Source organism: Mycobacterium sp. 1165196.3 (genome assembly GCF_001673415.1).
GTDB lineage: Bacteria > Actinomycetota > Actinomycetes > Mycobacteriales > Mycobacteriaceae > Mycobacterium > Mycobacterium europaeum_A.
Genome location: NZ_LZLU01000007.1, coordinates 1 through 23,982 on the forward strand (window position 1 = coordinate 1; position 23,982 = coordinate 23,982).

The 23,982-nt window shown below is 67.2% G+C and carries 22 protein-coding genes and 1 tRNA gene; 10 read left to right on the plus strand and 13 right to left on the minus strand.

All coding sequences use genetic code 11. The annotated features are described in order from the left end of the window. Nucleotides 1-221: 221 nt before the first annotated feature. Nucleotides 222-530 (minus strand): hypothetical protein, encoded by a 309-nt coding sequence (locus tag A5659_RS00490; protein ID WP_066860288.1) that lies wholly within the window; start codon nucleotides 528-530, stop codon nucleotides 222-224. 710 nt (nucleotides 531-1,240) lie between these two features. Between A5659_RS00490 and A5659_RS00495 the strand changes: the two genes are divergently transcribed. The 4 genes from A5659_RS00495 (at nucleotide 1,241) to A5659_RS27535 (ending at nucleotide 4,900) form a co-directional block, all read left to right on the plus strand. After that, complete coding sequence (locus tag A5659_RS00495; RefSeq protein WP_067178788.1) at nucleotides 1,241-1,924, plus strand: cutinase family protein; 684 nt, start codon at nucleotides 1,241-1,243, stop codon at nucleotides 1,922-1,924. 1,021 nt (nucleotides 1,925-2,945) lie between these two features. Next, complete coding sequence (locus A5659_RS00505; RefSeq protein ID WP_066860297.1) at nucleotides 2,946-3,356, plus strand: hypothetical protein; 411 nt, start codon at nucleotides 2,946-2,948, stop codon at nucleotides 3,354-3,356. Nucleotides 3,357-3,735: 379 nt separating this feature from the next. Beyond that, complete coding sequence (locus A5659_RS00510; protein WP_066860300.1) at nucleotides 3,736-4,506, plus strand: enoyl-CoA hydratase; 771 nt, start codon at nucleotides 3,736-3,738, stop codon at nucleotides 4,504-4,506. 103 nt (nucleotides 4,507-4,609) lie between these two features. Next, nucleotides 4,610-4,900, plus strand: a complete 291-nt coding sequence (locus A5659_RS27535) for a hypothetical protein (RefSeq protein WP_156748724.1) — start codon at nucleotides 4,610-4,612, stop codon at nucleotides 4,898-4,900. 8 nt (nucleotides 4,901-4,908) lie between these two features. Here the strand turns inward: A5659_RS27535 and A5659_RS00515 are convergent, their stop codons facing one another. The 8 genes from A5659_RS00515 to A5659_RS00550 form a co-directional block, all read right to left on the minus strand. Then, a complete protein-coding gene (locus A5659_RS00515; protein ID WP_066860303.1) occupies nucleotides 4,909-6,078 on the minus strand; it encodes a dihydrolipoamide acetyltransferase family protein in 1,170 nt (389 codons plus the stop codon). Continuing rightward, entirely contained in the window at nucleotides 6,075-7,130 is a 1,056-nt protein-coding gene (gene bkdB, locus A5659_RS00520) for a 3-methyl-2-oxobutanoate dehydrogenase subunit beta (RefSeq protein WP_067178792.1), read from the minus strand. The genes A5659_RS00515 and bkdB overlap by 4 nt, the downstream gene beginning before the upstream one ends. A 9-nt stretch (nucleotides 7,131-7,139) precedes the next feature. Next, complete coding sequence (pdhA, locus tag A5659_RS00525; RefSeq protein WP_197497860.1) at nucleotides 7,140-8,222, minus strand: pyruvate dehydrogenase (acetyl-transferring) E1 component subunit alpha; 1,083 nt, start codon at nucleotides 8,220-8,222, stop codon at nucleotides 7,140-7,142. 183 nt (nucleotides 8,223-8,405) lie between these two features. After that, nucleotides 8,406-9,227, minus strand: coding sequence for a CoA ester lyase (locus A5659_RS00530; RefSeq protein WP_066860314.1), 822 nt, complete (start codon nucleotides 9,225-9,227; stop codon nucleotides 8,406-8,408). Next, a complete protein-coding gene (locus A5659_RS00535) occupies nucleotides 9,224-9,724 on the minus strand; it encodes a MaoC family dehydratase (RefSeq protein ID WP_067178794.1) in 501 nt (166 codons plus the stop codon). Before A5659_RS00535 ends, A5659_RS00530 begins: the two co-directional genes overlap by 4 nt. After that, nucleotides 9,721-10,887, minus strand: a complete 1,167-nt coding sequence (locus A5659_RS00540; protein ID WP_066860320.1) for an acyl-CoA dehydrogenase family protein — start codon at nucleotides 10,885-10,887, stop codon at nucleotides 9,721-9,723. Before A5659_RS00540 ends, A5659_RS00535 begins: the two co-directional genes overlap by 4 nt. After that, nucleotides 10,884-12,899 (minus strand): acetyl/propionyl/methylcrotonyl-CoA carboxylase subunit alpha, encoded by a 2,016-nt coding sequence (locus A5659_RS00545; protein WP_067178796.1) that lies wholly within the window; start codon nucleotides 12,897-12,899, stop codon nucleotides 10,884-10,886. Before A5659_RS00545 ends, A5659_RS00540 begins: the two co-directional genes overlap by 4 nt. A gap of 5 nt (nucleotides 12,900-12,904) precedes the next feature. Next, nucleotides 12,905-14,491, minus strand: coding sequence for a carboxyl transferase domain-containing protein (locus A5659_RS00550; protein WP_067142838.1), 1,587 nt, complete (start codon nucleotides 14,489-14,491; stop codon nucleotides 12,905-12,907). 195 nt (nucleotides 14,492-14,686) lie between these two features. Between A5659_RS00550 and A5659_RS00555 the strand changes: the two genes are divergently transcribed. Beyond that, nucleotides 14,687-15,343: a TetR/AcrR family transcriptional regulator gene (locus tag A5659_RS00555; RefSeq protein ID WP_082972524.1), complete on the plus strand. Its 657-nt coding sequence runs from the start codon at nucleotides 14,687-14,689 to the stop codon at nucleotides 15,341-15,343. A gap of 64 nt (nucleotides 15,344-15,407) precedes the next feature. Then, complete coding sequence (locus tag A5659_RS00560) at nucleotides 15,408-16,187, plus strand: MmpS family transport accessory protein (protein ID WP_082972523.1); 780 nt, start codon at nucleotides 15,408-15,410, stop codon at nucleotides 16,185-16,187. A 13-nt stretch (nucleotides 16,188-16,200) separates the two neighbouring features. Here A5659_RS00560 and A5659_RS00565 read toward each other — a convergent pair whose 3' ends face one another. After that, nucleotides 16,201-17,553 (minus strand): MFS transporter, encoded by a 1,353-nt coding sequence (locus A5659_RS00565; RefSeq protein WP_067178798.1) that lies wholly within the window; start codon nucleotides 17,551-17,553, stop codon nucleotides 16,201-16,203. Nucleotides 17,554-17,621: 68 nt separating this feature from the next. On the opposite strand from A5659_RS00565, the gene cmrA reads away from it, so the two are divergent. After that, nucleotides 17,622-18,428, plus strand: a complete 807-nt coding sequence (cmrA, locus tag A5659_RS00570; RefSeq protein WP_066860333.1) for a mycolate reductase — start codon at nucleotides 17,622-17,624, stop codon at nucleotides 18,426-18,428. A 115-nt stretch (nucleotides 18,429-18,543) separates the two neighbouring features. On the opposite strand, the gene A5659_RS00575 is transcribed toward cmrA, so the two are convergent. Continuing rightward, the gene (locus tag A5659_RS00575; RefSeq protein WP_067178803.1) at nucleotides 18,544-20,115 is read right to left on the minus strand and encodes a helicase HerA-like domain-containing protein; all 1,572 of its coding nucleotides are present in this window, start codon (nucleotides 20,113-20,115) and stop codon (nucleotides 18,544-18,546) included. A gap of 286 nt (nucleotides 20,116-20,401) precedes the next feature. Here A5659_RS00575 and orn point away from each other — a divergent pair, with 286 nt between their 5' ends. From orn to A5659_RS00590, 3 genes are all read left to right on the plus strand, one after another. Further along, nucleotides 20,402-21,049, plus strand: coding sequence for an oligoribonuclease (orn, locus tag A5659_RS00580; protein WP_066860339.1), 648 nt, complete (start codon nucleotides 20,402-20,404; stop codon nucleotides 21,047-21,049). A 55-nt stretch (nucleotides 21,050-21,104) separates the two neighbouring features. Beyond that, nucleotides 21,105-21,180, plus strand: a tRNA-His gene (locus A5659_RS00585). A gap of 84 nt (nucleotides 21,181-21,264) precedes the next feature. Further along, a complete protein-coding gene (locus tag A5659_RS00590; protein WP_369806973.1) occupies nucleotides 21,265-21,687 on the plus strand; it encodes a hypothetical protein in 423 nt (140 codons plus the stop codon). Nucleotides 21,688-21,695: 8 nt separating this feature from the next. On the opposite strand, the gene A5659_RS00595 is transcribed toward A5659_RS00590, so the two are convergent. Further along, nucleotides 21,696-22,907 (minus strand): Ig-like domain-containing protein, encoded by a 1,212-nt coding sequence (locus A5659_RS00595; RefSeq protein WP_066860342.1) that lies wholly within the window; start codon nucleotides 22,905-22,907, stop codon nucleotides 21,696-21,698. A 159-nt stretch (nucleotides 22,908-23,066) separates the two neighbouring features. Further along, on the minus strand, nucleotides 23,067-23,969 hold the full coding sequence (locus A5659_RS00600; protein ID WP_067178804.1) for a DMT family transporter: 903 nt from the start codon (nucleotides 23,967-23,969) through the stop codon (nucleotides 23,067-23,069). Nucleotides 23,970-23,982 lie beyond the last annotated feature (13 nt).

A 23,982-nucleotide genomic window follows, 5' to 3' on the forward strand; every position in this document is an offset into this window, starting at 1 on the left:
GAACTACGTCAGTCAGACGATCGAGGTCTAGCACCACGACCAGTTGATTTAAGTGATCGATCACCGTCGGTGGGGCGTTCGGTGTCTCGCTTGCCGGCCCGCCGTCAATCGGTTAGGTAGTCAGCAGGACTGAATTACCCAGCCAATAGGCGCCCCGGTCTGCAATTGGACATCGCGCCCCACCGACGGTGATCGATCACTTAAATCAACTGGTCGTGGTGCTAGACCTCGATCGTCTGACTGACGTAGTTCTCCCACGTGGCCATTTGGGCCGCGTCGACGAGGAGGCTTTGGAAGTCCGGGTCAGCATTGAGGCTCTGCTGGACCTGGCCATATGTGGCCCAGTCCTGGGTAGTCGACATCAAGCCGATGGCGTTGGTGCCCTGACCTCCGATCATGTTGACCAGCGCGGTGACGTTCTCCGCGCCATGTTTGCGGGCAAGCCCGGTCGCTCGCTTCAGCTGCTTCTGAATGTCGTCCCAGGAGACCCCAGGGTTCGGATGGACGATCGTAGTAGCGACGATGGCCATGGCTGGACCTTTCGCTAGATGGGAAGAGAACGTTAATAGTCTCCGGCGCGTCGAAGTGAGCCGTCTAGAGTAGGCGGCTACTCCATTTCCGCGGGTGCGCGCAGGTTGCACCCTCACCCGGGGTTTCAACCGGCCGCGGCTGGGAACAGTGATTGATATTGGCAAACGCGGATAGCTGACCACAAGAGTCGGCCATTTGCATCGTTGAGCAGGGAAATTATCGAGGATGTTGGCTAGGGTCAATAAGAGTTCAGCAAGCATATTCAGGCAAAAACAACAGCTTATGGCTGCTTGCTTGAATCCGAATCATAAATACATTCAAGAATGTCCTGAATGCAATTCCATACACGAAACGCAGAACCAGGATGAGGAGTATTGCGCTGGTTGCAAACGCAACGGCGCAATGCCGGCAATGGCGGAGAAATAACTCGGTCGGACCTCAGGCCAGGTCCGTTGGGCGGTCGGCACGCTCCCCGACTGTCGAGGAAGCTCTCCGAATCATCGCGGGGATTGCGGACATCGCCGCCGATCGTTTGCAGCGTGAGAAACATTGCGCCATAGACCAATCGGTGAGCGCTTAAGCCGTCGGCCAAGAATTGCCTGGGGCACGCGAGTTTGCCGGCCGGCACGCCGGTCCGGGCATATGTCCCGCGTTAGCTGGGCCCTGATCGGACCGTGCCTTTCCGGCCCCGATATGTCAGCATTGGTGCGTGAACGCACGCCGATTAGCGCGTGTACTGGCCGCCACGGTGCTGACGGCTTGCTCGTCGCCGTTGTGTCCGCCGATCTCCGCGTCCGCCTCGCCCTGTCCGGACATCGAGGTCACGTTCGCCCGCGGCACCGCCGAGCCACCCGGTGTCGGCGGGGTCGGACAGGCGTTCATCGACTCGCTGCGCTCCCAGGTCCGGGGCCGGTCGCTCGGGGTGTATCCCGTCAACTACCCCGCGGATGGGGATTTCGCACCGTCGGCGTCGGCGGGCGCCGGCGACGCGCACGCCCACGTTCAGTCCATGGTGGCGAACTGTCCTAACACCAAACTGGTGCTCGGAGGCTATTCGCAGGGCGCGATGGTGATAGATCTGATCACCATCGCCCAGGCACCGATCGCGGGCTTGATCCCTCAGATATTGACGGCCGACGAGGCCGACCATGTTGCCGCCCTGGCCCTCTTCGGAAATCCGTCGGCCAGGTATCTGGGGGCGCCGGTGAGCGTGGTCAGCCCGTGGTACGGGGCGAAGGCCATTGACTTGTGCGCGCCCGGCGATCCGGTATGCACTCCGGGCGGCCCGCTGGCACTGCCGTCACACGACGAGTTGTTCTCGGCGGCGGATCTGTCCTACCAAGGATCCGGAATGCCAACCCAGGCAGCCACTTTCGTGGCCGGAAAGCTCTGAGGTCGCCCAACTGGCCACCATGGTGACCGGCGCGTGCCGCACGGTCGCGAGCGACTTGCCGGACGTGAGAGCTGCGCTAATGGTGGCGCTCGTTGGTCTTTGCCGAGGCGCATCTCCAACCGGCGGGCGCTGGCAACGAAATCCGTTGCGCCCCATGTGCTATCGAGGCTACGACGCGGGCAGCATACTGCCACACCGCCTCGTGATGTCCGGGCGACGCCGGGTCGCACGACCAGGTGAGGCCGGCGGCGTCATGCGTGGTGACATTCGGAACCGGACAGGGCCGGCCGGCCAGCGGTCGATCGAGGCTGGCAACACCGACCCCCAGGCCGATCAATCCGGCCGTCGCGACGGCGACCAGCATCAGCCGCACGTACCCGAGTCGGCGATCGCGCGTCCTCGCGTACGCCCGGTAGGCAGGCGCCCTGTAGCGCATGGTCCTGGAGCTCGCGGTCCGCATGAGGTGCTCCTTGCGTCGATGCCGATGGGGATTGCTCGTTCGAGCTGACATGAGCTTGGGCGCCGGCGCTTGGCGGATCCTCTACGCATCCTTGGCCGCGGAGTGCGCGTGGCGAGTCCAGCCGGTCAACCGCCGCCGGGCTCGATCATTGGTCGCGATCGCCGAAAGCGATAGCGCATGCGCTATCGGATTCGGGAATCACCTTATGGTCACCGGATGGTGCCTCCGGGGCCGAAGTGACCGCCGGGACGCAGATGAATTGGTGGGGGCACCCCGACGCAAGCCGCACGAAGCGCGATCTAAATATTTTTGCGATTGGCGCGCTGGCGCAGGTCACGGCGCATTTTGGCGATCGCGCTGATGGCCACGAACCCGCACGCGCAACCGCGGCAAATGGCAATCGGGTGAGGGTCCCATAGCGTCCGCGGACCCACAAAACTCGAAGTCGCTGTCAAAAGTTTGCGCTTTAATCGAACTGGGAACAGCGTGTCAAAACGAGCAGATGGCGCTTACGGGGAGATCATTACTTACAGCGTCTTCTCTTCGAGGGGTTGGCGAAATATGGCGTCGAATGACTGGCAGCCGGTAGTGCGCGTCGGGGAGCCGAGGTTCATAGCCGGCGTTGGCAATCGAATCAAAGTCGAAGTCAAAACTCGGGGTTGGCTAAGCCGCGACTGGCGCTGTTACTTCGGAACGCAAGTCTCGCAGCAACAACTTGATGCCCGGTATTCCTCCTATCCTTGCTGGGATGAAATCCAGCGGATCGAGGGTTCGTGCGCCGAGCACGATGCCGAGCGATACATCGAAATGATCGATGCCGCAATACATTACGCCAACACCAAGTTGCGTAGTGATGCGCTGCCGGTGGCCGTTATGCGCGGAGCGCGCACGGAACGGCGCGGGTGTGCGGTGCGGGAGCGCCAAGCCGAACTCGATGAGCTGGCGAAGAAGTTAGCGAAACCCGAGCTGTAACGCGGCCCGAGCAACGTCCGTGGCGCGGCAAGGGCGGCGCCCAGCTCCGACATCCGGCCCGTGAGCGGGCGCCCACCCCTTGTTTCACCAGGTCGATCCGGGCGTCCGACCGGCGCGGGCGAAAAGCAGCAGATAATGTTTTGATAAACACAGCATTGCTTGTAGATTCCGATATCAGCTGCGGGCCCCGCAAACGTTTACGCCTTTGCGCCAGCGGTCGAATGCCCGCCTTTTCCTACCGGTTCTCGATATTCACGCTCGCACCGGCCGACTCGGGGTGCGGGGCGCGAAGTAGTCTTACCTCGCCCAAGACGCTGCCGCCGTTAAACCGGTGCGCCCAGGCGGATCCGCCACCAAGACCCGAAGCCGGAGGTGCCCGATGGCCCAGTCCGAACCGATCCTGTTCAACGTCACCAACCGGGTCGCGCTCATCACCGTCAACGATCCCGATCGGCGCAACGCGATCACCGCCGAGTCGTCGGGCCTGCTGCGAGAGGCGGTCGAGCGGGCCGAAGCCGATCCCGAGGTGCATGCCGTGGTGGTCACCGGGGCCGGCAAGGCGTTCTGCGCGGGCGCGGACCTCAGCGCCCTGGGCGCGGCGGGCGGCGGCGCCGCCGAGGCGGGCCTGCAGCAGCTTTACGACGGCTTCATGGCCGTCGGCGGTTGCCGGCTGCCCACCATTGCCGCCGTCAACGGCGCCGCGGTGGGCGCGGGTCTCAATCTGGCCCTGGCCGCCGACGTGCGCATCGCCGGACCCGCCGCGGTGTTCGACGCGCGATTCCAGAAGCTCGGTCTACACCCGGGCGGGGGCGCGACGTGGATGTTCCAGCGAGCCGTCGGCCCCCAGGTGGCGCGGGCCGCGCTGCTGTTCGGCATGCGCTTCGACGCCGACGCCGCCGTACAGCACGGCTTGGCGCTGAGCGTCGCCGACGATCCGGTAGCCGCGGCGCTGGAGCTGGCCGCCGGCCCGGCGGCGGCACCGCGCGACGTGGTGCTGGCGACCAAGGCCACCATGCGCGCCACCGTCAGCCCGGGATCGCTGGACAACGAGCAACACCAGCTGGCCATGCGCGCCGAGCTCGGCCCGCAGTCCTATTCCATCCAGTCACCGGAATTCGCAAAGCGATTGGCCGCCGCGCAACGCCGGTAGGCCTCCCCCGCACGCGCGCAGATTGGGATCGGTAGCGCGGCGGACCGGCTGCACTTGCTGCGACGACGCCCACCGAAGTGGCGCCTGAGCAAAGGAATGCAGCGTGCACATCCACCACACCTTCACCCGGCTTGTCGCCGGGGCCCTGCTAACTAGTGGGCTCGCCACGGCGGGACTCGCGCTGACGGCGGGTACCGCGCAGGCCCGGCCGGCGCCGCCGCCGCAAGCGCATTGGTGCCCGAACCAGCCGTGGAACCCGGCCTGGGGCGAGAACAAGTACTGGAACCAATGTTGGGACACCGACAACCCTCCGCCGTACCCGCCCCCGCCGCCGTTTCATCAGCCGAACTTCAACTGTGGCCTGTTCTGGTGCCCCGTGCCGCCGCACTCGTGACCCGGCGCTCACAAGTCGAGCAACGCGGTCTCCGGTGCCTCGATCAGATCCCTTAGTTCGCAGACACATTGGGCGGCTTGCGCCCCGTCGGCGATGCGATGGTCGAACACACATGTCAACGACATCGTCGGGCGCACCACGATCTCGCCGCCCCGGACGACGGGCCGCGGCTTGATCGCTCCCATGCCGAGGATGGCGGCTTCGGGATGGTTGATCACCGGCACCCCGTCGTCCACACCCAGCGCCCCGAAGTTCGTCACGGTGAACGTCGAGCCGCGCAGCTCCCCCGGTCCCAGGCTGCCGGCACGCGCGCCGGCAATCAATTGGGCTGCCCTGCTTGCCAGTTCGCGGGTCGTCATCGTGTGGGCATCGGCGATCACCGGGACCAGCAATCCACGCTCGGTGGCCGCGGCGATGCCCAGGTGCACACGGTGCTCGACGCGCACCCGCGGTCCCTGCGGCGAGTCCACCCAGGTCGCATTCAACATCTCGTTGTGGCGCAACGCGATGACCAGCAAGCGCAACGTCAGGACGAAGGGTGTGATGGTCTCCTGCTCCGCGCGGAACCGGTCGGACAGCCGCAGCAGCTCGGCGCAGTCGACCTCGACACCGACTTTCGCCGGTGGAATCTCCTTGTGCGACAGCGTCATTTTTTCCGCCATCCGGGCCTGCACACCCTGGACCGGCCGCACGTCGGCGCCATGGCCGTTCCCGCCGGCCGCCGCCAGCACGTCCTCCCGAGTGATGATGGCGCCCGCGCCACCCTGCACCGAGTTGAGATCCACCATCAGCTCTTTGGCCAGCTTGCGCACCGGAGGCGCGGCCAGCGGGCGGGTGGTGCGCCGGCTGATGTCGATGCCGGAGTCGGCGCCATAACCGACCAGCGTCGGTGGCGCCGTCTCGGCGGCCGGCGAATCGCCGCCCAGCGGCGCTGTGTCGATCCGCAGCAGCACCGCCCCGACGTTGAGGACATCGCCTTCGGCGCCGTTGCGTTCGACGATGCGACCCGCGTACGGGCTGGGGATCTCCACTTCGGCCTTGGCCGTCTCCACCGTGCACAGCACCTGGTTGAGCTCGACGTCCTCGCCCACCGCCACGTGCCACTGCGTCACGGTGATTTCTTCCAACCCCTCGCCGAGGTCGGGGACCCGAAACGACTTGACCCGCTCGTCGTTCATGGCTGCCCCAGCACGCGCTCGACGCAATCAAGCAGCCGGTCGGGTCCGGGCAGCCACCACTTCTCCAGCCGCGCCGGCGGGTACGGGGTGTCAAACCCGCACGCGCGCAACACCGGGGCCTCCAGCTCGTAGAACAACTCCTCCTGGATTCGGGCGGCCAGGCCGGCCCCGTACCCCAGGCTCCGGGGGCCCTCGTGCATCACCACGCAGCGTCCGGTCCGGTGGATCGACGCGGCGACGGTATCGAAGTCCAGTGGCACCAGCGAGCGCAGATCGATGACATCCAGACTCCAACCGCGTTGCCGCTGAGCCTCTTCGGCTGCTCCGACCGCCGTGCCGACCAGGCTGCCGTACGTCACGACGGTCACGTCGGTACCCGGCCGGCGCACCATCGCCCGTCCGATCGGTGGTTCGGGCCGGGTGACGTCAACCAGCCCGCGACGCTGGTAGCGGCGCTTGGGCTCCAAGTACATGACCGGGTCCGGGCAGGTGATCGCATGCCGCAGTAGCCAATAGGCGTCGGCGGGGCTGGACGGTACTACCACCTTCAGGCCGGCGGTATGGGCCCAATACGACTCGGTCGAGTCCGAATGATGTTCGGCGGCACCGATTCCCCCGAACGAGGGAATGCGCACCGTCACCGACATGTCGATTTCGCCGCGGGTGCGGGTGCGGTACTTGGCGAGGTGGCTGACCACCTGATCGAAGGCCGGGTAGGAGAACCCGTCGAACTGGATCTCGGGTACCGGCACGAAGCCGCGCAACGCCAGCCCCACCGCGATCCCGATGATGGCCGATTCGGCGAGGGGCGTGTCGAAGCAGCGTGCTTCGCCGAACGCCGCGGCCAGCCCCTCGGTGACCCGAAACACCCCGCCCTCGACCGAGACGTCTTCGCCGAACACCAGCACCCGATCGTCGGCGGCCATGGCGTCGTGCAGGGCCCGGTTGAGCGCCTGCACCATGGTCAGCGACTGCGCGCCCAGCACGACGTGTTCTACTGCCGCGGTGAGCGTCTCGTCGTGGCCGGCCGGGCGATCAGCGAGCTGAGTCATGGATGCCTCTCAATCGCTTCGGTCGAGTTCGGCCCGCAGCTGCTGGCGCTGTGCCTCTAGCCCCGGTGTGATCTCGGCGTACACCGAGGTGAACACCTCGTCGATGTCGAAGTCGGGCGCGTCGAACACCGCGTCGCGCAATTCGGCCCGCATCCGCTTGGCTCGGGCCGCGACGCGTTCCTCCAACCGGTCCGACCACAGACCTTGGCCCTGCAGGTAGCTGCGGTACCGCGCGATCGGTTCCAGCGCCGCCCAGCGATCCACTTCCTCTTGCGTCCGGTATCGACTCGGATCGTCGGATGTGGTGTGCGGGGCCAGGCGGTAGGTGACCGCCTCGATCAACGTCGGCCCACCGCCGGCCCGGGCTCGGGCGGCGGCCTCGGCCGTCACCGCGTAGCAGGCCAAAACGTCGTTGCCGTCCACCCGGATTCCGGGCATTCCGTAACCAATCGCCTTGTGCGCCAGCGAGGGTGCGGCGGTCTGTCGGGATATCGGCATCGAGATCGCCCACTGATTGTTCTGCACGAAGAACAGGCAAGGCGTGCCGAACACCGCCGCGAAGTTCAACGCCTCGTGCACGTCTCCCACGCTGGTGGCGCCGTCGCCGAGGAAGGCCACCGTCACCGAATCCTCGCCGAGGCGTTGGGCGGCCATGGCCGCGCCCACGGCGTGCAGGGTCTGGGTGCCGATCGGAATCGACAGGGGGGCACAGCATTTCTTGGTGAACTCGAGGCCGCCGTGCCACGTTCCGCGCCACGCCGCCCCGACATGCCCCGGCGGGATGCCGCGCACCAAAAACGCGCCGAGCTCCCGATATTGGGGGAACAACCAATCCGTCTTGCGCAGGCACGCCGTGGCGCCAACCTGAGCGGCTTCCTGACCGCGGCAGGACGCGAACAGCCCCAGCTCCCCCTGCCGCTTGAGGTTGACGAATTCGCCGTCCAGCTCGCGGGTGACCACCATCATCTCGTAGAGCCAGCTCAGCGTCTCCGCGGGAAGCTCACGGCTATAGCGGTGTTCGGGCGTCGGTGTGCCATCGGGAGCGACGAGTTGCACCGGTTCCAGCTCGACAGCCATCGGCACCGAAGACATTTACGCCACACCGCCTCCCTCGCCGGGTGCCGCGAGCGGGAGTCGATCGCCAGCTACACGAAAGGCTTCGCTCGCCGCGACACTGACGTACCCACCATTATGCGCTCGAACGAGAAGAGACCGCGTTGATTGCGACGACGGCACAACGTGTCGCGCCTCGCCCACGCCGCGTTCGGGGAGCCGTCAGTCGGGGGCGGACTCGCCCGCCCTGCGCAACGTCATGTGCGCGTGCTTGAGCACCGGCGAGTCGACCATCTGTCCCTCGAACGCGAAGACGCCGCGTTCGGACCGCGCCGCGGTCAGCACCCGCCGCGCCCAGTCCAGCCGCTCCTCGCTGGGGCGGTACGCCTCGCGCACCACCGGAATCTGGCTCGGGTGGATGCACACCGTTCCGGCGAAACCCAGCGCGACGGCGTCCTCGGCCTCGGCCCGCAGGCCATCGAGGTCACGGATGTCCAGGTGCACGGCGTCGAGCGCGACCCGACCGAAGGTGGACGCCGTGAGCAGGGCCGTCGACCGCACGTGGTGCGCGACGTCGCGGTAGGTGCCGTCGGCCTTGCGGCTGGAGCTACCGCCGAGCGTGGCGACCAGATCCTCGGCGCCCCACATCAGCGCGACGGTGCCCGGTGCCGCCGCGATTTCGGTGGCGAACACCGCACCGCGCGGCGTCTCCAGCAGCGCGATCACATCGCGGGGCGCCAGCGCCGTCACCTGCGCGGCCGATTCCGTCTTGGACAGCATCACGGTGGTGTAGGCGGTGCCGGCCAGGGCTTCGAGATCCAGCGGGTATTCCGGGGTGTCGGCGGCGTTGACCCGCACGACGGTGCGCTCGGGATCCAGCGGCGTCTCCTGCAACGCCTTGCGCGCCGCGGGTTTATCCGCTTCGGCCACGCCGTCCTCAAGGTCGAGGATCACCACGTCGGCGGCAGCGGCGGCCTTGGCGAAACGCTCGGGACGGTCGGCCGGGCAGAACAACCAGCCGGGGCCGGCGGCTTGCAGGTTCACTTGACCTCCTGGCCGGCAGGGCGTTTCTGCACCAAGGTGGTGCGCACCGCCCGCGCGACGACCTCGCCGTCCTGGTTGCGTCCGGTGTGCTCGAGGGTGACGATGCCTTCGCCGGGCCGGCTCTTGGATTCCCGCTTGGCCGTGCAGACGGTTTCCGCGTAGAGGGTGTCGCCGTGGAAGACGGGCTTGGGGAAGGACACCTCGGAGAAGCCGAGGTTGGCCACGATGGTGCCAAGCGTAAGTTGCGACACCGACAGCCCCACCAGGGTGGACAGGGTGAACATGGAGTTCACCAGCCGCTCGCCGCGAAAGCCGGGTTGCTCGGCCGCCCAGGCCGCGTCCAGGTGCAGCGACTGGGTGTTCATGGTGAGCGTGGTGAACAAGACGTTGTCGGCCTCGGTGATCGTGCGGCCGGGCCGGTGCAGGTAGGTGGTGCCGATCTCGAACTCGTCAAACCACAAGCCCCGCTGGACAACTGATTTGGCCAGTTCGCTCATGACAGTCCCAGTGATCGCGCGATGAGCATCAGCTGCACTTCGGTAGTCCCTTCACCGATTTCGAGGATCTTGCTGTCGCGGTAGTGGCGGGCGACCGGATATTCGTTCATGAAGCCGTAGCCGCCGTGAATCTGCGTGGCATCGCGGGCGTTGTCCATCGCTGCTTCCGAGGCGATCATCTTCGCGATTGCCGCCTCCTTCTTGAAGGGCTTGCCCGCCAACATCTTTGCAGCAGCATCGTAGTAGGCCGTGCGGGCCACGTGGGCACGCGCCTCCATCCGGGCGATCTTGAAGCTGATCGCCTGGTAGGCGCCGATCGGCTGGCCGAACGCCTGGCGTTCCTTGGCATACTTGACGCTTTCGTCCACGCAGCCCTGCGCCGCCCCGGTTGCCAGCGCGGCGATCGCGATGCGGCCCTCGTCCAGGATCGACAGGAAGCCCGAGTAGCCGGTGCCCCGGGCACCCAGCAGGTTCTCCTGCGGGACGCGGGCGTCGTCGAAGCTCAACGGATGGGTGTCCGACGCGTTCCAGCCGACCTTGCTGTACACCGGTTCGACGGTGAATCCCGGTGTGCCGCTGGGCACGATGATCGAGGAGATTTCTTTCTTGCCGTTCGCATTGGTGCCGGTGACGGCGGTGACGGTGACCAGCGAGGTGATGTCGGTGCCGGAGTTGGTGATGAATTGCTTGCTGCCGTTGATCACCCACTCGCCGTTGTCGAGCCGGGCGGTGGTGCGCGTTCCGCCGGCGTCCGAGCCGGCCCCGGGTTCGGTGAGCCCGAAGCCGGCCAGCGCCCGGCCGGCGGTCAGGTCCGGCAGCCACTTCTGCTTCTGCTCTTCGGTGCCGAACCGGTAGATGGGCATCGCGCCCAGGCTGGCGCCGGCTTCCAGGGTGATCGCCACCGACTGGTCGACCTTGCCGAGTTCCTCGAGCGCCAGCGACAGCGCGAAGTAGTCGCCGCCCATGCCGCCGTACTCCTCGGGGAACGGCAACCCGAACAGGCCCATCTCCCCCATCTTGGCGACGACCTCGTACGGGAAGCTGTGCTCCTCATCGTGTTTGGCCGATACCGGAGCGACGACGGTGCGCGCGAACTCCGCGACCGTGTCGCGCAGGTCCTGGTATTCCTTGGGTAGGGTCCCCGCGGTAATGGATGTGGTCATGACGCGTCCTCACTCGAATCGCTTGCCGCGCCGGATTCAGCGGGCACCAGCCGGGCCAGCACCTGGTCCACCGTCACCTGATCGCCGACGGAGACCAGCACCTCCACCTGTCCGGAAACCGGTGCGGCAAGCGAATGTTCCATTTTCATCGCCTCGACGACGACCACCACGTCGCCTTCGGAAACGTCGGTGCCCGAGGATGCCTGAACCGCGATCACGCTGCCGGGCATCGGGCTGACGATCTCGGCCCGCTGCGCGCCCGCGGCGCGATGGATCTTGTTCTCCTCGGCCTCACGCAGGTGCCAGGTGCCACGCTCGTCGGCGATCCACAAGTGCCGGTCGGCTTCGGCCCAGTGGTATTCCCGGCGCAGCCCGTCCAGCGTAACGCTCATTCGCGATTGCTCGACTTGCGCTGCGGCGGAATATGTTTCACCTTCACCCACCCGAACACCGGCGGCCTCGGGTGGCCCCCACACCGACACCGTCTCGGTGCGTAGCGGGGTGCGCATGTCGGTGCGAACCGGTGCGGGCCTGCCGCCGGCCCGCCAACCCGTCGGCGCCGCCCACGGATTGCCCGCGAAGCGGCGAGCCCGCAACGCCAGCACGGATTGCCGGTAAAGACCCGCCGCCGCGAGCACGTCATCGGGGGCCGGCACCGGAGCGAAGTCGGCCAGCCGCTCATCGAGCAGCGCGGTATCAAGGTCACCGGTACGCACGCGTTCGTCGGCCAGCAGAAACCGCAGGAATTCGATGTTGGTCTGCACGCCCAGGATCGCGGTCCGGCTCAATGCCCGGTCGAGTTTGGCCAGCGCCTCGTCGCGGTCGGTCCCGTGGGCGATCACCTTGCTCAGCATCGGGTCGTAGTCACTGCCGACCAGCGTGCCCGCGCGCAGCGAAGAATCCACCCGCACACCGTCACCGGACGGCTCGAAGACCTGCAGCACCCGCCCGCCCGTCGGCAGGAATCCCCGTGCCGGATCTTCGGCATACACCCGGGCCTCGATCGCGTGCCCGCGCAATTCGACGTCGTCCTGGGCGAACGCCAGCTTCTCCCCGGCGGCGACCCGTAGCTGCCACTCGACCAGGTCCAGCCCGGTGACCGCCTCGGTCACCGGGTGCTCGACCTGCAGGCGGGTGTTCATCTCCATGAAGAAGAACTCGTCGGGCCGGGCCGCGGAGACGATGAATTCGACGGTGCCCGCACCGACGTAGTCGACGCTGCGCGCGGTGTTGCAGGCGGCCTCCCCGATGCGCGCCCGGGTCGCCTCGTCAAGCAACGGCGACGGCGCCTCCTCGATCACCTTCTGGTGGCGGCGCTGCAGGCTGCATTCGCGCTCGCCGAGGTGCACGATGTTGCCGTGCGTGTCGGCGAGCACCTGGACCTCGATGTGCCTGGGGCGCAACACGAATCGTTCGAGGAAGAGGGTGTCGTCACCGAAGGACGAGGCGGCCTCGCGCCGCGCGCCCACCAGCGCCTCGCGCAGCCTGCCCGGTTCTTCCACCAGGCGCATGCCCTTACCCCCGCCGCCCGCCGACGGTTTGATCAGCACCGGGTATCCGACCTCGTCCGCGGCCGCGACCAACTCGTCGTCGCTCAGCCCGGATTTGGCGACCCCGGGAACCACCGGGACGTCGAAGGCGGCGACCGCGTTCTTGGCGGTGATCTTGTCGCCCATCACCTGGATCGCCCGGGCCGGCGGGCCCAGGAAGACCACCCCGGCCCGCTCGCAGGCGGCGGCGAAATCGGCGTTCTCCGAAAGGAATCCGTAACCCGGATGGATCGCCTGAGATCCGGTACGCACGGCCGCCTCGACGACCCTGTCGATGTTCAGATAGCTCTCGCGCGCCGCCGCGGGGCCCAGTCGCACCGCCTCGTCGGCCTCGAGCACGTGGCGCGCGCCGTCGTCGGGATCGCTGTAAACGGCGACCGAGCGGATGCCCAGTCGGCGCAGGGTGCGGATCACCCGAACCGCGATCTCGCCCCGGTTGGCCACCAAAACGGTTTCGAACACTGCACTCACATCCGGAAGACGCCGTAGGAGACGGGTTCCAGCGGCGCTTGCGCGCACACCGAAAGGGCCAGCCCGACAAAGGTTCTGGTATCGGCGGGATCGATGATCCCGTCGTCCCACAGCCGGGCCGTGGAGTAGTAGGGGTTGCCCTGACTCTCGTATTGTTCGCGAATGGGCGCCTTGAACGCCTCTTCCTCGTCGGTCGACCACGGCTTGCCCGCGCCGGCGAGCTGCTCGCCGCGCACGGTGGCCAGCACCGACGCGGCCTGTTCGCCGCCCATCACCGAGATCCGGGCGTTGGGCCACATCCACAGGAAGCGTGGCGAATAGGCCCGGCCGCACATCGAATAGTTGCCCGCCCCATAGGAACCACCGATCACGACGGTCAGCTTGGGCACCCGCGCGCAGGCGACGGCGGTGACCATCTTGGCGCCGTGCTTGGCGATGCCGCCGGCCTCGTAATCGCGACCGACCATGAAGCCGGCGATGTTCTGCAAGAACAGCAGCGGGATCTTGCGCTTGTCGCACAGCTCGATGAAATGCGCGCCCTTCAAGGCGGATTCGCTGAACAGCACACCGTTGTTGGCCACGATGCCCACCGGGTGGCCGTGGATGTGGGCGAACGCGGTCACCAGGGTCTTGCCGTAATTGGCCTTGAATTCGCTGAATTCGCCGCCGTCGACCAGCCGCACGATGACCTCGTGCACGTCGTAGGGCACGCGCGGGTCGGGCGGCACCACGTCGTAGAGCTCGGTCTGCGCGCACCTGGGTGCGACCGGGGATCGCACCTCCCACGGGCTGGCCCCGCGCGGGCCGAAGGTGGCCGCGATCGCACGCACGATCCGCAGGGCGTGTTCGTCGTCGTCGGCGAGGTGGTCGGTGACACCGGAAACGCGGGAATGCAGGTCACCACCGCCGAGGTCTTCGGCCGACACGATCTCGCCGGTCGCCGCCTTGACCAAGGGCGGACCCCCCAAGAAGATCGTGCCCTGCTCGCGGACGATGACGGCCTCGTCGCTCATCGCAGGCACGTAGGCGCCGCCGGCCGTGCATGAACCGAGCACCGCAGCCACCTGTGGAATCTCCTTGGCGCTCATGGTCGCCTGGTTGTAGAAGATGCGACCGAAATGCTCGCGGTCGGGGAACACCTCGTCCTGCCGCGGCAAGAACGCACCCCCGGAGTCCACCAGGTAGATGCACGGGAGCCGATTCTGCAGCGCCACCTCTTGGGCGCGCAGATGCTTTTTGACCGTCATCGGGTAGTAGGTGCCGCCCTTGACCGTCGCGTCGTTGGCGACGATCACGCACTCGCGCTCCGAGACCCGGCCGATGCCGGTGATGATTCCGGCGCCCGGAGATTCGTCGCCGTACATGCCGTCCGCGGCGAGCGGGGAGAGCTCCAAGAAGGGGCTACCCGGGTCGAGCAGGCGGTCCACCCGTTCGCGAGGCAACAGCTTGCCGCGGCTGACGTGGCGTTCCCGCGCGCGCTCGTTACCGCCCAGCGCCGCCGCGGCCAGCTTGGCGTTCAGCTCGCCGACCAGCCGGCGGTGCTCGTCGGCGAACGACGCCTCGGCCTTCGCGGGCGAGGTCACCACGTTGTCCATCGCCGCAGCAGCCTCCTTGCCGTCGTGCGGTCAGGCAATTCTTGAGTTAATGCTCATTAACTCAAGGTGAGAATACCATCGTCGTCGTTGCCGGTCCAGAAACGATCGCATCAATCGGAAAACGTGAGTTAATCGCGAATAACTCGTGCTACGTTAGGGCCAGTTAACCAACGGAGGTTCGTCATGACAACGTCCGCCTCCGACGGTCAGGCGGGTGCGCCCGACGCTCCAAATCGCCGGAGTCAGTTGAAGTCTGACCGCCGCCTACAACTTCTGTCCGCCGCCGAGCGGTTGTTCGCCGAGCGCGGGTTCCTCGCGGTGCGGCTGGAAGACATCGGCGCCGCGGCCGGCGTCAGCGGTCCGGCGATCTACCGGCATTTCCCGAACAAGGAGTCGCTGCTCGTCGAATTGCTGGTGGGTATCAGCACCCGGCTGCTCGCCGGTGCGCGGCGGGTGCGGGCCGACAACGCCGATGCCACCGCCGTGCTGGACGCGTTGATCGACTTTCATCTGGACTTCGTGTTCGACGAACCCGACCTGATCCGCATCCAGGATCGCGACCTCGCGCATCTGCCCGAGGCGGCCGAAAAGCAGGTGCGCAAATCCCAGCGTCAGTACGTCGAGGTCTGGGTGGGGGTGCTGCGGGAGCTCAATCCCGAGCTGGCCGAGGCCGACGCTCGGCTGGCGGCGCACGCCGTGTTCGGTCTGCTGAATTCGACCCCGCACAGCATGAAGTCCTCGGACGCCTCGCGCAGCAAGCCGGTCCGCACGGCGCGGTCGCGCACCGTCATGCGGGCGATGACGGTGGCCGCGCTCGCCGCCGGAAATCGCTGCCCCTGAGTTCCCCGTCGTAAGGTGACTCAGGGCTTTAACACTTCAGTACAGGTACCCTGCAAGCCATGAGGTGGACATGAACGATTCACGTCCCACCGAGCGGTTTAGCACATCGCAGCCGGGGCCGCAGCAGCCGAGGTATTCGCCCTCCGCCGATCCCGCGTACGCCGACCAGACGCCGTACGGGCCGAGCTATGGCGGGACGACGTCATCACCGTGGGCGCCCAGTCCGAACGAGGCGAACACGACCAAGCGGCTGCCGGCCTACTGGCAGCAAGATCTGCCCCCGGCGAGCGAGCTGCCGCCCGGCATGGCTCCCCCGCCGCCCGACGCTCCGAAATCGTCGCGGTGGTTGTGGATCGGCGCCGGCGCGGCCGTGTTGCTGGCCGTCGCCTTGGTGATCGCGTTGGTGCTCGCGAACGACGCGATCAAGACCCAGACCGCGGTCCCGCCGTTGCCGGCGATGCCCGAGCCCAGCACGCCGACCACGACGACGTCGCCGCACCGGACCCCGTCGCTCATTCCGGCGCCGATACCACCGACCAGCGTTCCCGCCCTGCCCCCCGAGACGACCGGGCCGGCGGCGATGCAGGACGTCGTCTACACCGTCTCGGGGGAGGGCCGCGCGATCAGCATCATGTACATCGACACCGGCGGCCTCATCCAGACCGAATTCAACGTGGCGCTGCCCTGGAGCAAAGAGGTCAGCCTGTCCAAGTCGGCCAATCACCCGGCCAACGTCACCATCGTCAACATCGGCCACAGCGTCACCTGCACGTTGACCGTCGACGGGGTGCAGGTCAGCAAGCGCGTCGGCGGCGGTCTGACGATCTGCGACGCCCGCGGCTAGCCGGCCGCGCCCGCTACGACGGCTCGGCCGCGGGTTGGGCGACCGCGGAGGCGCGCAGCGGGACCCGGACCGCCAGCATCGCCACCAGTCCGGCGACCAGCACCAGCGAAATCCCACCCAGGCCGGCCCGCACGGCGCCGAAGACGTCGACGAACACCGAGAACAGCCAGGGCGCGACGAACGCCACCGCCCGCCCGGTCATGGTGTAGAGGCCGAACGCGACGCCTTCCCGGCCGTGCTTGGCCATGTGCAGCAGCAGGGCGCGCGACGACGACTGCGACGGGCCGATGAACATGCACAGCAGCAGCCCGCACACCCAGAAGGCCACCGGGCCGGACAGCACCATCAGGGTCAGTCCCAGGACGATGATCGCGAGCAGTGAGGCCACGATGACGGGCTTCGATCCGACCCGGTGGTCGACGAACCCGCCCAGCACCGCCCCCACGGCGGCGACCACGCTGGCGGCCACCCCGAAGATCAACACGTTGGCCTGGGAGATGCCGTACACGTTGACGCCGAGCACCGCCCCGAAAGCGAAGATCGCCGCCAGCCCATCCCGGAAGAGGGCGCTGGCGAACAGGAAGTACACCAGGTTGCGGTCGCGCTTCCACTCCCCGCTGACCTCGGTCCACAACTTTCGATAGCCGCCCAGCATGCTGGTCGGCTGATACTCCTCCGAGGACGCGGTGAGCCGCTGCGCGACGAACAGCAGGGGCAGCGCCAACACCGCGAACCAGATCGCCGCCACCACCATCGCCTCGCGGACGTAAAGCCCGTCCCGCAAGGGAACTCGCAGCAGACCGCGCGTCGCGTCAGGACCGCCGCCGGACCCGGAGATGAACCCGGTGTAGATCACCAGCAGTAGCAGAACGCTTCCGACATAACCTGACGCCCAGCCGAACCCGGATATCCGCCCGGCAGTCTGCGGCGTCGAAAGCTGACGCAGCATGGCGTTGTACGGGACGCTGGCCAAATCGCCGCACGCCGCCGTCGCCCCCAGCAGCACCAGGCCCGCCCACAGGTAGCCGGGACGGTCGCGGATGAAGAACATCGCACCGGTCAGCGTCACCGCTGTGGCGGTCAGCACACTGAGCGCCACCCGCCTGCGATGCGGGGATTCCACCCACACGCCGACGGCCGGCGCGAGCACGGCGACGGTCAGTCCGGCGATGGCCGCCGCGCGGCCCAACCAGCTCGCCGGGGTGGTGGTACCGGGTATCCCCACCCCAACGCTGCTGGTCAGATAGACGGAGAAGACGAAGGTCGCCACGATTGCGTTGAGGCCGGTCGAACCGCAGTCCCAGAGCGCCCAGGCCAGCACGCGCGATCGCGCGGGCGTGGCGGGATGCGACTCCGGCTGGCTCATGCCCGGCACTCTATAGGCGCCCGCGATCGCCCGCGGGCCGCGTTGCGCCCGCTGTCTACGATTGGCGCATGCCGTTACCCGCCCCAAGCGCCGAGGCGCGCGCCGTTGTCACCGGAGCTTCGCAGAACATCGGTGAGGCACTCGCCACCGAACTCGCCGCACGCGGACACCACCTGATCGTCACCGCACGTCGCGAAGACCTGCTCAAGGACCTGGCCGCCCGGTTGACCGGCAAGTACGGCGTCACCGTCGACGTGCGCCCCGCCGACCTGGCCGACCCGGGCGAACGGGCGAAGCTGTGCGACGAGCTGGCCGCCCGCCCCATCTCGATCCTGTGCGCCAACGCGGGCACCGCGACCTTCGGTCCGGTCGCCACGCTCGATCCGGCCGGCGAGAAGGCGCAACTGCAGCTGAATGTCCTTGGGGTGCATGACCTTACGCTGGCCGTGCTGCCGGGAATGGTCGAGCGGAAGTCCGGCGGCATCCTCATTTCCGGTTCGGCGGCTGGTAATTCGCCGATCCCCTACAACGCCACCTATGCGGCGACCAAGGCGTTCGCGAACACCTTCAGCGAATCGCTGCGCGGTGAGCTGCGCGGGTCCGGCGTCAACGTGACCCTGCTGGCGCCGGGCCCGGTGCGGACCGATCTGCCCGACGACACCGAGGCCTCGATCGTCGAGCGGCTGGTGCCGGACTTTCTGTGGATCTCGACCGAGCACACCGCGCGCGTGTCGCTGGATGCGTTGGCGCGCAACAAGATGCGCGTCGTCCCGGGTCTGACGTCAAAGGCCATGTCGGTGGCCAGCGGGTACGGCCCGCGCGCCATCGTGGCGCCCATCGTGGGCGCGTTCTACAAGAAGCTCGGCGGCGGGTAGTTCCGGCGGCGGCGTAGCGGCGGCGTAGCGGCGGCGGCTCCCTGGGCGTAACGGAGCGGCGATTATCAGCCCGATTTTTCGCCGTGGCGTTACGGGCGCGACGAACGGTCCAGCGCTACTTTCGGCGGCGGCGCCCGGTGCCGAAGATGTTTTTCACCACTTCACGTATCGCGGTGTTGATGCCGCTTTTCACCGTCGGGTTCTGCAGCACTTCCTCCCACATCGAGGGACCCTTTGGCCCCGCCGGCTCCGCCGGCTCCGGCATCGGCGGGACCGCCTCATTCGAGGGGACCGGCGGGTAGTCCGACTGGGTTTGCGGCGCCCGCGACGGGGGCCGAGCCGGCGGGCTGGCCTGCGGCTGCGCCGGTTGAGGCTTGGTCTCGCCGTAGGTGGCCTGCAGCGCACTGTTTTTCGCCGCCGACTGGATCGCGTCGTTGCCGATCGAGGCCATCAACGAGCGGGGCACTCGCATGCGGGTCCACGCGACCGGCGTCGGCGCACCCTTCTCGGACAGCACGGTCACCACCGCCTCGCCGATCCCCAATGACGTCAATGCCGATTCCAGGTCGTAGACATCGGTTTTCGGGTAGGTGCGGACGGTCCTGCTCAGCGCCTTCTGGTCGTCGGGCGTGAACGCGCGCAACGCGTGCTGAATGCGCGCGCCCAACTGGGAGAGGATGTCGTTGGGAATGTCGGTGGGCAACTGGGTGCAGAAGAACACCCCGACGCCCTTCGACCGGATCAGCTTCACGGTCTGCTCGACCTGCTCGAGAAACGCCTTGGACGCGTCGGCGAACAACAGGTGCGCCTCGTCGAAGAAGAAGACCAGCTTCGGCTTGTCCACGTCGCCGACCTCGTCCAACACCGTGAACAGGTCGGCCAGCAGCCACATCAGGAAGGTCGAGAAGATGACCGGGCGCAACGACTGACCGCCGAACTCCAGCAGCGAAATGATGCCGCGGCCCTCCTGAACGCGTAGCAGATCCCGCGGGTCGAGCTTCGGCTCGCCAAAGAACGTGTCGCCGCCCTCGCCCTCGAGGTTCACCAGTGCCCGCAGGATCACCCCGGCCGTCGTGGACGACACTCCGCCAAGGGATTTCAGGTCTTCCTTGCCCGCGTCGCTGGTCAGGTGGGTGATGACATCACGCAGCTGGTTCAGGGTCACCAGGGCGCTGTTGTTCTCCTTGGCCCAGTGGAAGATCAGCCCCAGCGTCGACTCCTGAGTGGCGTTGAGCCCCAGCACCTTTGACAACAGCACGGGGCCGAAGCTGGCCACCGTAGCCCGGATCGGCACACCGACCCCATCGGTGCCCAGCGACAAGAACTCGACCGGAAAACCGGTCGGCTCCCAGTCGTCGCCGGTGTCTTTGGCCCGCGCGGCCGTCTTGTCGTCGCCCTTACCGGGCTGGGCAAGCCCGGACAGGTCGCCCTTCACATCGGCCATCAGCACGGGAACACCCGCGGCGCTGAGCTGCTCGGCGATCAGTTGCAGCGTCTTGGTCTTGCCGGTGCCGGTGGCGCCGGCCACCAGGCCGTGCCTGTTGATGGTGGCCAGCGGGATACGGATCTGTGCCGTCGGATCGGCCGCCCCGTCGATGACGACCGTGCCCAATTCGAGTGCCTGGCCACCGACGGCGTAGCCCTCGGCGATCCGCGTCGCGGCCGTGGCCGCTGAATCGGTGCTCATCGTGCTGCGCCCCTCTTCCCCGGTGATTCGGCATGCAGTTCGACAACGCTCACCCTACTTCTCCAGTTGAGACGCGGGCGAGGACCGGCGCGGGCGTCACCTGCGCGTAGTGCACTGGGTGGCGACCCGCAGCGCCCGGCTCCGCCGCGCTTGCGATCGCCACTAGTCCAATGGTGGCGACCCGCAGCGCCCGGCTCCGCCGCGCTTGCGATCGCCACTAGTCCAATGGTGGCGACCCGCAGCGCCCGGCTCCGCCGCACTTGCGATCGCCACTAGTCTGAGCGCTGTGCGAGACGAACTGGTGTGGATCGACTGCGAGATGACCGGGCTTGATCTGGGCTCGGACAAGCTGATTGAGATCGCGGCGCTGGTGACCGACGCCGATCTGAACGTTCTCGGCGACGGGGTCGACGTGGTGATCCATGCCGACGACGCCGCGCTCGCGGCGATGGGCGACGTGGTCAGCGAAATGCACTCGCGCTCGGGGCTCACCGACGAAGTGCGGGCCTCGACCGTCGACCTGGCGACCGCCGAGGCGATGGTGCTCGACTACATCGGCGAACACGTCAAGCAACCCAAGACGGCGCCGCTGGCCGGAAACTCCATCGCCACCGATCGCGCCTTTATCGTGCGCGACATGCCCGCCCTGGACGCCTACCTGCACTACCGCATGATCGATGTGAGTTCGATCAAAGAGCTCTGCCGCCGCTGGTATCCGCGGATCTACTTCGGTCAGCCGGTAAAAGGCCTGGCCCATCGCGCTTTGGCCGACATCCACGAGTCCATCCGCGAGCTGCAGTTCTACCGCCAGGCCGCGTTCGTCGCGCCGCCGGGCCCGTCTACCAGCGAAATCGAGGCGATCGTCGCCGCCCTCGATGGCGGAAAAGACGCACCGGGACCAAACGATTCGGCCTCCGCGCCGCCGACCGGCTAGTATCGACGTCGCCGCTCGTTGACCGACATCGTGCGCAGGTCGGCTTGCGGCCGTGGTGGGTGTAGTTCAGTTGGTAGAGCGTCAGGTTGTGATCCTGAATGTCGCGGGTTCGAGTCCCGTCACTCACCCCACAGGTCAGGGAGCATCACCGCTCCCTGACCTTTTATGGTGTTACCGACTCGGCGCGATGCCGATGCACCCGTGAGTGGAAGGTAGTGACGAGACAACGCCCCGCCCCGCCCCGACCCCGGCGCCTGCGCCCGGGGGCAGCGGCCGTCGTGGGGGTCGCGCTGTTCCTCGCGGGTTGTGGCGGGTCGAGTCACACCACGACGACGGTGATGTCGACACTGCCACCAGAAACCAAGACGGTGACCAAGACCGTCGCCCCGCCACCCCCGCCGGGGCCCAAGACATCGATCGAGAACAACGGCACCTACATCGTCAACAAGGACATCGCGGCGGGCACCTACCGCAGCGATGGCGCCAAGTCCGGGTGCTATTGGGCGAGGCTGCGCAGCTTCGACACCAACGACATCATCGACAACAACGTCGGCGACGGCCCCCAGGTGGTCCGGATCCTGCCGACCGATACCGCGTTCATGACTCGAAGCTGCGGGAGCTGGCACAAGATCGACTGACCGCTACGTCAGGTGTTGGCGTTGCCCGCCTTCCACTGCGGCCACGGGATGTTCCAGTCGCCCAGCCCCTCGATCCCGGGCAGCGTCGGCCCGACCGTGTGCACCACCTCGACGATGTCACCGCTTTTGCTGTGGTCGTAGAACCACTCGGCGTTGCTGGGACTCACGTTCAGGCAGCCGTGGCTGGTGTTGGTGTGCCCCTGCGCGCCCACCGACCATGGCGCGGAATGGACGAAAACGCCGCTGTAGGACATCTGCGTGGCCCAGTCGACTTCGGTGCGGTATCCGTTGGGCGAGTTGACCGGAACCCCGTAGGTCGAGGAGTCCATGATGATGTGCTTGAACCGGGCGCCAATGATGTAGACGCCGTTGGCCGTTGGGGTGCTGTCCTTGCCCATCGACGTCGGCATGGTCTTGACAACATCGCCGTTGACCCGCACGGTCACCGTCTTGGTGGTGTCGTCGGCCGTCGAGATCACCTCGTCACCGATGGTGAAGTGCGTCTTGACGTTGTCCTCGCCGAACATCCCGTCGCCCAGGTCCACCCCGTAGGTGTTGACCGCCACGTCGATGGTGGTCCCTGACTTCCAGAAATGCTCTGGGCGCCAACGCACTTCGCGGTTGTTCAGCCAATAGAACGCGCCCTCGACCGGAGGGTTGGTGGTGATGTTGATGGCCTTCTGGGCCGCCGCCCGGTTGGCGATGTTCTCGTCGAAGCGGATCGCCACCGGCTCACCGATGCCCACCACCTCGCCGTCGGCCGGGCTGACGTAGGGCATGGTCAGGTGGGCGGGTGAACTGGTCTCGAACGACATCTGCTTGCTGGCCGCGCCGCCCAGGCCGGTTGCCTTCACGGTCAACGTGTAACGCCGGTTGTAGCCGAGCTGCTCGGTGGTCGACCACCGCAGGCCGTCGGGACTCAGCTGCCCGCTGATCGACCTGCCGTTCTCGTTGACCATGCTGACCGAGGCGAGCACGCCGTCGGCAACGCTCACCGTGACGGGCGCATCCACCGTCACACCGACGGCGCCATCGGTCACCGAGGCGGTGAGCTTCGGGACCAGCAGGTCGGCCAGCGGGGTGCCCTTGTCGAAGATGACCTTCGCCGGTGCCGCCGCGTGGTTGCCATCGCAGGCGGCGGTGAGCACAGCAATCGGAACGATGGCAGCCACCAGCCATGATCGGCGTTTCCGCAAATGCGCCATCCAGTGACCTTCCATTCAATTCTCCAGATGGTCACCGCTGACCAGCGAGGTAGCTGCAGGCATTCTAATGGCATCTGCCGACGCTCCCGTGCCAGCTGAGCCGGGGCGTCCGTTCGGTGTCATCGCCGCAATGAAATCGTCATTTCCGGCGCGGCCAACAGCCAGCGGCGCCGACTACGCCGGCAAGTTGGACTCTTCGTGCAGTTCGGCGTCGCCCCTGTCGCGGGCGCTGACGGCCTCGACGCGCGCGAGCTTGATGATGGCCGCGATCATCACCAGCGCCGCTGCCGTCAGGGCGATCATGCCGGGTCGACCGGTCTCAAGCGTCTCGCCGAGGACGACGACGCCCAGCACCGCCGCGACGACGGGCTGCGACACCTGCAGCGTGGGCATGGACGCGGTCAGCGGCCCGGCGCGAAACGCCGCCTGGCTCCACACCACGCCGCCCAGGGCGACAAGGATGCAGGCGTAGAGCTCCGGGGCGCGCATCACCGCGGCTGGCCCCTCGCCGAGCCGAGCGACGACCTCCTTGGTGAGCGCCGCAAAGGTGCCCCACAACGCCCCGGACACGAAGGCGAACAACATGGCGGCCACCGCGCCGCCCCGAATGCGGCCGGCCACCACACAGCCGATCAGGAGCGGCCCCAACACGATGGCCACCACCGCCCAGGTGCGAAGCGATGCGCCGCTATGGCCGGCTTGCGGATTGCCGACGACGACCACCACTGTCACCGCGGCGGTCAACAGCGCGGCCCACACCCATTCGCCTGCAGTGACGGCCCGGTGCGACAGCCTGGCGTTGAGGGGCAGCGCGAAGAGCACCGAAAACATCAGCAGCGCCTGGACCAGCAGCACCGAACCCTCGCCCAGGGCCGCGACTTGCAACGCAATGCTCGCCACCAAGAGCAGCGTGCCCCACCACCACCGTTGGCTGCGAAGCAAATTGGCGAACAATTCGACGGAGCCTACCGCCCGGTCGGTGATGCGCTGGGCCGTGCGTTGCTGCAACACGTCACCCGTGGCAATGCACAACGCGGAACTCAACGCGAGGAGAGCGGCGATCAGTGTGTGCGACATGAAAATCTCCGTG

Coding starts and splice junctions, on each gene's coding strand:
- A5659_RS00535 (WP_067178794.1), bottom strand. CDS start 9,724: ATGAGCGAACTGGCCAAATCAGTTGTCCAGCGGGGCTTGTGGTTTGAC.
- cmrA (WP_066860333.1), top strand. CDS start 17,622: ATGCCGTTACCCGCCCCAAGCGCCGAGGCGCGCGCCGTTGTCACCGGA.
- A5659_RS00600 (WP_067178804.1), bottom strand. CDS start 23,969: ATGTCGCACACACTGATCGCCGCTCTCCTCGCGTTGAGTTCCGCGTTG.
- A5659_RS00555 (WP_082972524.1), top strand. CDS start 14,687: ATGACAACGTCCGCCTCCGACGGTCAGGCGGGTGCGCCCGACGCTCCA.
- A5659_RS00540 (WP_066860320.1), bottom strand. CDS start 10,887: ATGACCACATCCATTACCGCGGGGACCCTACCCAAGGAATACCAGGAC.
- A5659_RS00490 (WP_066860288.1), bottom strand. CDS start 530: ATGGCCATCGTCGCTACTACGATCGTCCATCCGAACCCTGGGGTCTCC.
- A5659_RS00515 (WP_066860303.1), bottom strand. CDS start 6,078: ATGAACGACGAGCGGGTCAAGTCGTTTCGGGTCCCCGACCTCGGCGAG.
- pdhA (WP_197497860.1), bottom strand. CDS start 8,222: ATGTCTTCGGTGCCGATGGCTGTCGAGCTGGAACCGGTGCAACTCGTC.
- bkdB (WP_067178792.1), bottom strand. CDS start 7,130: ATGACTCAGCTCGCTGATCGCCCGGCCGGCCACGACGAGACGCTCACC.
- A5659_RS00565 (WP_067178798.1), bottom strand. CDS start 17,553: ATGAGCCAGCCGGAGTCGCATCCCGCCACGCCCGCGCGATCGCGCGTG.
- A5659_RS00510 (WP_066860300.1), top strand. CDS start 3,736: ATGGCCCAGTCCGAACCGATCCTGTTCAACGTCACCAACCGGGTCGCG.
- A5659_RS00575 (WP_067178803.1), bottom strand. CDS start 20,115: ATGAGCACCGATTCAGCGGCCACGGCCGCGACGCGGATCGCCGAGGGC.
- A5659_RS00595 (WP_066860342.1), bottom strand. CDS start 22,907: ATGGAAGGTCACTGGATGGCGCATTTGCGGAAACGCCGATCATGGCTG.
- A5659_RS00505 (WP_066860297.1), top strand. CDS start 2,946: ATGGCGTCGAATGACTGGCAGCCGGTAGTGCGCGTCGGGGAGCCGAGG.